Raw genomic sequence first — 6431 nt, 5'->3', positions numbered from 1 at the left:
GGCCGCCGCGGCCGAGCGGGTCCTGACCGGTGCGCCGGCCGGCCCCGAGACCTACGCCGCGGCGGCGGACGCCGAGCTCGCGGCGGCCCGGCCGCTGCCGCACAACGGCTACAAAGTGGACCTCATCCGCAACCTCGTGGTGGCCGTCCTGTCCGAACTCGCCGAGGAGGCCGCACGATGACCACCGTCACCACCGGAACTCCCGTACGGACGGGGTCCGTCGGCACCGCGCACACCCGCGTCGAGGGCCGGGACAAGGTCACCGGAGCGGCCCGCTACGCCGGCGAGGTGCCCTTCGCCGACCTGTCGTACGGCTGGCTGGTGCTGTCCACGATCGCCCGCGGCCGTATCCGCGCCCTGGATACCGAGCCCGTCCTCGCGATGCCGGGCGTTCTCGCCGTCCTGGACCACGGCAACGCACTCCGTCTCGAGACCGACTACACGAGCCTGCTGGGCACACGGCCGGACCCGACCTGTGCCGTCTTCCAGCACGACCGGGTGCCGCACCTGGGCTGGCCCGTGGCACTGGTCGTCGCCGAGACGTCCGAACAGGCCAGGGAGGCCGCCGAGGCGCTCGTGGTGCACTACGAAGAGGAGCCCCACGACGTCGAGTTCGGCAGGGAGCACCCGGACGCCCACCCGGTGGACGGCCACCTGCCCGCGGTGACGGAGAAGGGCGACCTGGACACCGAACTGGCCTCCTCGGCCGTCGTCGTGGACGCCGAGTACACCACCCCCGAAGAGCATCACAACCCCATGGAGCCGCATGCGGCGACCGCCCGCTGGGACGGCGGCCGGCTGGAGGTGATCGACTCCAACCAGGGCGCCACCTGGGTCGTCGGCGAGCTCGCGAACCTCTTCTCGCTCGACCCGGCGTCCGTGCGCGTACGCTCCGAGCACGTCGGCGGCGGCTTCGGCAGCAAGGGCGTGCGCGCCCACCAGGTGGCCGCCGTGATGGCCGCGACCGTTCTGCAACGCCCCGTACGGGTCGTCCTGACCCGCCGTCAGATGTTCTCGCTGGCCGGCTACCGCAGCCCCACGGCCCAGCGGGTCCGGCTCGGCGCGGACGCCGACGGTCGGCTGCGCGCACTGGAGCACCGCTCGGTCAGCCTCACCTCCACGGTGCACGAGTTCGTCGAACCGAGTGCCGGGGTGGCACGGGTGCTGTACGACGCCGACGCCCACCACACCGCCAACCGTGTCGTCCGGCTCGACGTGCCGACCCCGACGTGGATGCGCGCCCCGGGCGAGGCGCCGGGGTCGTTCGCGCTGGAGGCCGCGCTCGACGAACTCGCCGAGAAGTGCGGGGTCGACCCGATCGAGCTGCGGCTGCGCAACGAACCCGACAAGGGGCCGGTCTCCGGCCTGCCGTTCGCCGGCCGCAATCTGGCCGCCTGCTTCCGGGAGGGCGCCCGCAGGTTCGGCTGGCCGGACCGGGACCCGCGCCCCGGGCTGCGGCGGGACGGCCGCTGGCTGCTCGGTACGGGTACGGCGGCGGCCTCCTTCCCGTCCGGCGCCGCACCGTCCACCGCGACCGCGACCGCGCACCCGGACGGCACCTTCACCGTCCGGATCTCCGCGGCCGACATCGGCACCGGGGCCCGTACCGCACTGACCCTGGTAGCCGCGGACGCTCTCCAGGTGCCGCCGGAGCGTGTCCGTGTGCGCATCGGGGACAGCGACTTCGGGCCGGCGATGATCGCCGGCGGTTCCATGGGCACCCGCTCCTGGTCCTGGGCCGTCCAGGCCGCGGCCGGCGAGCTGCGGGAACGACTGGCCCTCGGTGCCGGCATCCCGCCCGAGGGGATCACGGTACGGTCCGACACCACCGCGGCCATCGGTGCCCTCGCCCCCGCCGAACGGCACTCCTTCGGCGCCCAGTTCGCCGAGGTCGCCGTGGACGTGACCACCGGCGAGGTGCGGGTGCGCCGCATGCTCGGCATCTTCGCGGCGGGCCGGATCGTCAACCCGCTCACCGCACGGGGGCAGTTGGTGGGCGGCATGATCTGGGGCATCTCCATGGCCCTGCACGAGGAGGCGCTACGGGACCGCGCCTCGGGCGGCCACGTCGGCGCCGACCTCGCGGGCTACCACGTGGCGACGCACGCGGACGTACCCCGCATCGAGGCCGACTGGATCGACGACACCGACCCCGATGACCCGGTGGGCATCAAGGGCATCGGCGAGGTCGGCATCGTCGGCGCCGCGGCCGCCATCGCCAACGCGGTCTGGCACGCGACCGGCGTACGTCACCGCAGCCTGCCCATCCGACCGGACCGGGTCCTGTCGGCCGCCGCGGGAGCACCGGATGCTTGACCTGGCCGAGGAGCTGAACCGCTGGATCGAGGAGGGCCGGGAGTTCGCCGTCGCGACCGTGGTGGCGGTGGACGGCAGCGCGCCGCGCGGTCCGGGCGCCGCCCTCGCCGTCGACAGCGCGGGCACCGTCATCGGCTCCGTGTCCGGCGGCTGCGTGGAGGGCGCGGTGTACGACCTGTGCCTGGAGGTGCTCCGGAGTGGAGCGAGCGTGCTCGAACGGTTCGGCTACAGCGACGAGGACGCCTTCGCCGTGGGGCTGACCTGCGGCGGAACGATCGACGTGCTGATCACGCCCGTGGCCGGACAGGCCGCGCCGGTCCTGGCCTCGGCCGTGTCGGCCGCAGCCCGGAACGAGCCGGCGGCCCTCGCGCGGGTCGCCCGCGGCCCGGCCGCACTCCGCGGACGCGCCCTGCTGGTCCGGCCCGACGGCACGCACGAAGGCGGTCTCGGCGGCCACCCGGACCTGGACCGGACGGCGGCGGCCGAGGCCCGGGCCCTGCTGGAGGCAGGCCGCACCGGGACGCTGGACCTCTCCGAGGACGGCTCGCACTGCCCCGGCGGTCTCACCCTGCTGGTCGAGTCGAACGTGCCGCCCCCTCGCCTGATCGTCTTCGGCGCCGTCGACTTCGCGGCGGCGCTGGCCCGGGCCGGGAAGTTCCTCGGCTACCACGTGACCGTCTGCGACGCCCGCCCGGTGTTCGCCACGCGGGACCGTTTCCCCGACGCCGACGAGGTCGTGGTCGACTGGCCGCACCGCTACCTGCGGCGCACCGGGACCGACGCCCGTACGGCCTTGTGTGTGCTCACCCACGACGCCAGGTTCGACGTACCCCTGCTGAAGGCGGCCCTGGGCATGCCGGCGGCGTACGTCGGTGCGATGGGCTCGCGCCGCACGCACGAGGACCGCCACCGCCGCCTGCGCTCGGAGGGAGTGACCGAAGCGGAACTGGCCCGGCTGCGCTCGCCGATCGGCCTCGACCTGGGCGCCCGGACACCGGAGGAGACGGCCCTGTCGATCGTGGCGGAGATCGTCGCCGTCCGGCGGGGCGGGACGGGCGTCCCCCTGACCGGTTCGGACACCCCGATCCACCGGGACGGCGCAGCGCAGGGGAGGTCGGCGGCCGCCTGAGGGGGTAGAATATTCATCGTACGATGAATTACTGCTCTCCCGAAGGGCAGGACTGCCATGGAACAGACGACATGCTGTGTGGTGGGAGGCGGCCCCGCCGGCATGGTGCTCGCCCTGCTGCTGGCCCGGTCCGGCGTCGACGTGACGGTGCTGGAGAAACACGGCGACTTCCTGCGCGACTTCCGCGGCGACACCGTCCACCCCTCCACCCTGGCGCTGCTGGACGACCTCGGTCTGGCCGAGCGCTTCGCCCGGCTGCCGCAGCGCCGGGTGCGCACCGTCCAGCTGCCGGTCGGAGCCGGCCGCTCGGCGGTCACGGTCGCAGACCTCACGTTCCTGCCCGGCCCCTACAACTACGTGGCGATGGTGCCGCAGTGGGACCTGCTGGACCTGCTCGCGGACGAGGCCGGGCGCGAGCCGGCCTTCCATCTGCGCATGAACACGGAAGCGACCGACTTCCTGATCGAGTCCGGACGGGTGACCGGGGTGCGCTACCGCACCTCCGGCGGCCGCACCGGCGAGTTGCGCGCGCTCCTCACCGTCGCATGTGACGGCCGCGGATCACTGGCCCGCGCCCGGCCGGAACTGGGACTGCACGGTTACGCCTGCCCGATGGACGCCTGGTGGTTCCGGCTGCCGCGCGAGGAGAGCGACCCGCAGGGGCTCGTCGGCGCCGCCGGCGACCGCTTCCTGACCGCGATGATCGACCGCGGCGACTACTGGCAGTGCGCCGCCCTCATCCCCAAAGGCACCGACAGCCGGCGCCGTGCCGCCGGCCTCGACCACTTCCTCGCCGACTTCAGGGCGGCCGCCCCCTGGCTCGCCGACCGCGCGTACGCCGTGCGCTCGTGGGACGACGTCAAACTCCTCGATGTACGCCTGGACCGGCTGCGCCGCTGGCACCGGCCCGGCCTGCTGTGCATCGGCGACGCCGCACACGCGATGTCCCCGGTCTTCGGTATCGGCATCAACCTCGCGGTGCAGGACGCCGTGGCCGCCGCCCGCTATCTCGCCGAGCCGCTGCGCCGAGGGACCGTGCGGCTGCGTGACGTACGCCGTCTGCAGCGCCGCCGCCGTCCCACCACGGTCGCCGCGCAGACACTCCAGCGGATGGCCCACGCCCGGTTCATCACTCCCGTCCTGCAGGGCCGGCCGCCCCTCGGGAGCCCGGCCAGGGCCCGGCGTATGGCGCGCCTGCTCGCCGAATCACGGTGGCTTCGCCGCCTGCCCGCGTACTTCGTCGCCTACGGCGCCCTTCGGGAACGCCCACCTGCCGCGGCGGTCCGATAATGATTGCCTTGACAAGTGTTGTCGTGACAACAATGATGTATGCGTGAGTAAGACGAGTGGACTGCACGACCACCTCGGCTACTGGCTCCGTCGCCTGTCCGACGAGGTTCACAGCCGGTTCGAGGCCGAACTCGCCCGCCATGACGTCACCGTCTCCCAGTGGGGGGTGATGATCAGCGTGTTCCACGGCCACGACACCACCAAGGCCGTGGCCGCACACATGGACATCGATCCGGGAGCCGTCTCCCGCCTGGTCGACCGCCTCATGGCCAAGGGCCTCATCCGCCGCGAGCCCGACCCTTCCTCCCGGCGCACGGTCCGGCTCGTCCTGACCGACCAGGGGCAGGTCCTTGTACCGGTGCTGGCCGAGCTCGCGGACCACAACGACACCCACTACTTCGGCTCGCTCGACGCCGGTCAGCGCCGTCAGCTGGAGCAGTGGATCCGGCGTCTGCTGGGCGAAGCCCACCCCGCGGCGCCGCCCGACAACCCTTGAGGGAACGCACGATGAGCATCAAGCACTCCATCACCAAGACCATCGGCATCGACCGCCCGCACGAGCAGGTCTTCGCCTTCCTCGCCGACCCCGCGAACTGGCCCGAGTGGGCCGTGGTCAACGTCCGCTCCATCGAGCCCACCGACGACCCCGACTGGTGGCGCATGTCCACCCCGCTGGGCCCGGCAAGGCTGCGCCTGCGGGCCAACGCCGAGTTCGGCATCCTCGATCACGACTACGTCGACGACACCGCTTCCTGGCGCGTCCCGGCCCGCGTGGTCCCTAACGGCGACGGCACGGAGTTCATGATCACCTTCCATCAGCCGCCGTCGCTCAGCGACTCCGTCTTCAAGGAGCAGACCGACCTGGTCGACACCGAACTCGCCACCCTCAAGAGGATCCTCGAGTCCGGTGAGGTGTGACCGCCCTCGTGGTCACCGGTCCCTCAAAGAGTGAGGACCATCGCTTCACGTGCGGCCAGGACCTCCCCGTCGTACGCGGCACTCGCCTCCGCGACGGACCGTCGGCGCTCGGTGCCGGGCCAGAAGTGTGTGAGCAGCAGGCGCTCAGCTCCCGCCTCGGCGGCCAACCGGCCTGCCTGGGCCGCGCTGAGCAGGAACGGCTCGGCAGCCGGACCCTGCAGTGTCGCTCCGGCGACCAACAGGTCGGCTCCGGCCGCCAGTTCGGTCAGCGCACGGTCGGGACCGGCGTCGCCGCTGTACGCAACGGTCAGGCCCGGCCCTGACAACCGCACGCCCGCGTGCGGCACATGATGGGGAAGGAGCCGCCCGTCCAGCTGGAAGGGGCCGACCTCGTAACCACCCGGGAGTGGATGCGGGGCGAAGACCTCGCGCAGTTCCTCGGTCGGCTCCATCGCCTGTACCCGCTCGAGCACTCCCGGCGGGCAGTACAACGGGACGCGCCCGCGGTGCTCGCCGCCGAAGAGCAGCGCTCGGCAGAGTGCGCTCAGATCCGCGCAGTGATCGGGGTGTTCATGGGTGATGACCACGGCGTCGAGCTCGCTCGCCGCGCACCGTTCCAGCAGCCGGGGGAGCGTCGCGTAGCCGAGGTCGAGGACCAGGCGGAACCCGTCAACCTCGAGCAGGAACCCGCTCGCCGCCCGCCCGGCCTCCGGCCATGCCCCACATGTCCCCAGCACCGTAAGCTCGCGCACCGGCGTATGGTCCCACAGGGACGGTC

6 protein-coding genes and 1 pseudogene are annotated in these 6431 nt (G+C 72.8%); 6 read left to right on the top strand and 1 reads right to left on the bottom strand.

Features of this window, described 5'->3' with window-relative positions; genetic code table 11:
• The 6 genes and pseudogenes from ACWC0C_RS44730 to ACWC0C_RS44705 all read left to right on the top strand — a co-directional run.
• Nucleotides 1–181, top strand: a pseudogene (locus tag ACWC0C_RS44730) (FAD binding domain-containing protein); the annotation flags it as partial.
• Entirely contained in the window at nucleotides 178–2316 is a 2139-nt protein-coding gene (locus ACWC0C_RS44725) for a xanthine dehydrogenase family protein molybdopterin-binding subunit (protein ID WP_450870662.1), read from the top strand. The pseudogene ACWC0C_RS44730 and the gene ACWC0C_RS44725, both read left to right, overlap by 4 nt.
• A complete protein-coding gene (locus ACWC0C_RS44720; RefSeq protein WP_450870660.1) occupies nucleotides 2309–3445 on the top strand; it encodes an XdhC family protein in 1137 nt (378 codons plus the stop codon). Before ACWC0C_RS44725 ends, ACWC0C_RS44720 begins: the two co-directional genes overlap by 8 nt.
• Before the next feature lie 57 nt (nucleotides 3446–3502).
• A complete protein-coding gene (locus ACWC0C_RS44715) occupies nucleotides 3503–4735 on the top strand; it encodes an FAD-dependent oxidoreductase (RefSeq protein WP_450870659.1) in 1233 nt (410 codons plus the stop codon).
• 43 nt (nucleotides 4736–4778) lie between these two features.
• On the top strand, nucleotides 4779–5231 hold the full coding sequence (locus ACWC0C_RS44710) for a MarR family winged helix-turn-helix transcriptional regulator (RefSeq protein WP_450870658.1): 453 nt from the start codon (nucleotides 4779–4781) through the stop codon (nucleotides 5229–5231).
• Nucleotides 5232–5242: 11 nt separating this feature from the next.
• Nucleotides 5243–5653, top strand: a complete 411-nt coding sequence (locus ACWC0C_RS44705) for an SRPBCC family protein (RefSeq protein ID WP_449194356.1) — start codon at nucleotides 5243–5245, stop codon at nucleotides 5651–5653.
• Between the two features lie 23 nt (nucleotides 5654–5676).
• Here ACWC0C_RS44705 and ACWC0C_RS44700 read toward each other — a convergent pair whose 3' ends face one another.
• On the bottom strand, nucleotides 5677–6405 hold the full coding sequence (locus ACWC0C_RS44700; RefSeq protein WP_450870656.1) for an MBL fold metallo-hydrolase: 729 nt from the start codon (nucleotides 6403–6405) through the stop codon (nucleotides 5677–5679).
• Nucleotides 6406–6431: the final 26 nt, after the last annotated feature.

This window comes from Streptomyces sp. NPDC001709 (genome assembly GCF_053596375.1).
Note: the sequence above shows the minus strand (reverse complement) of the source record. Positions and strands in the feature narration are given on the sequence as shown.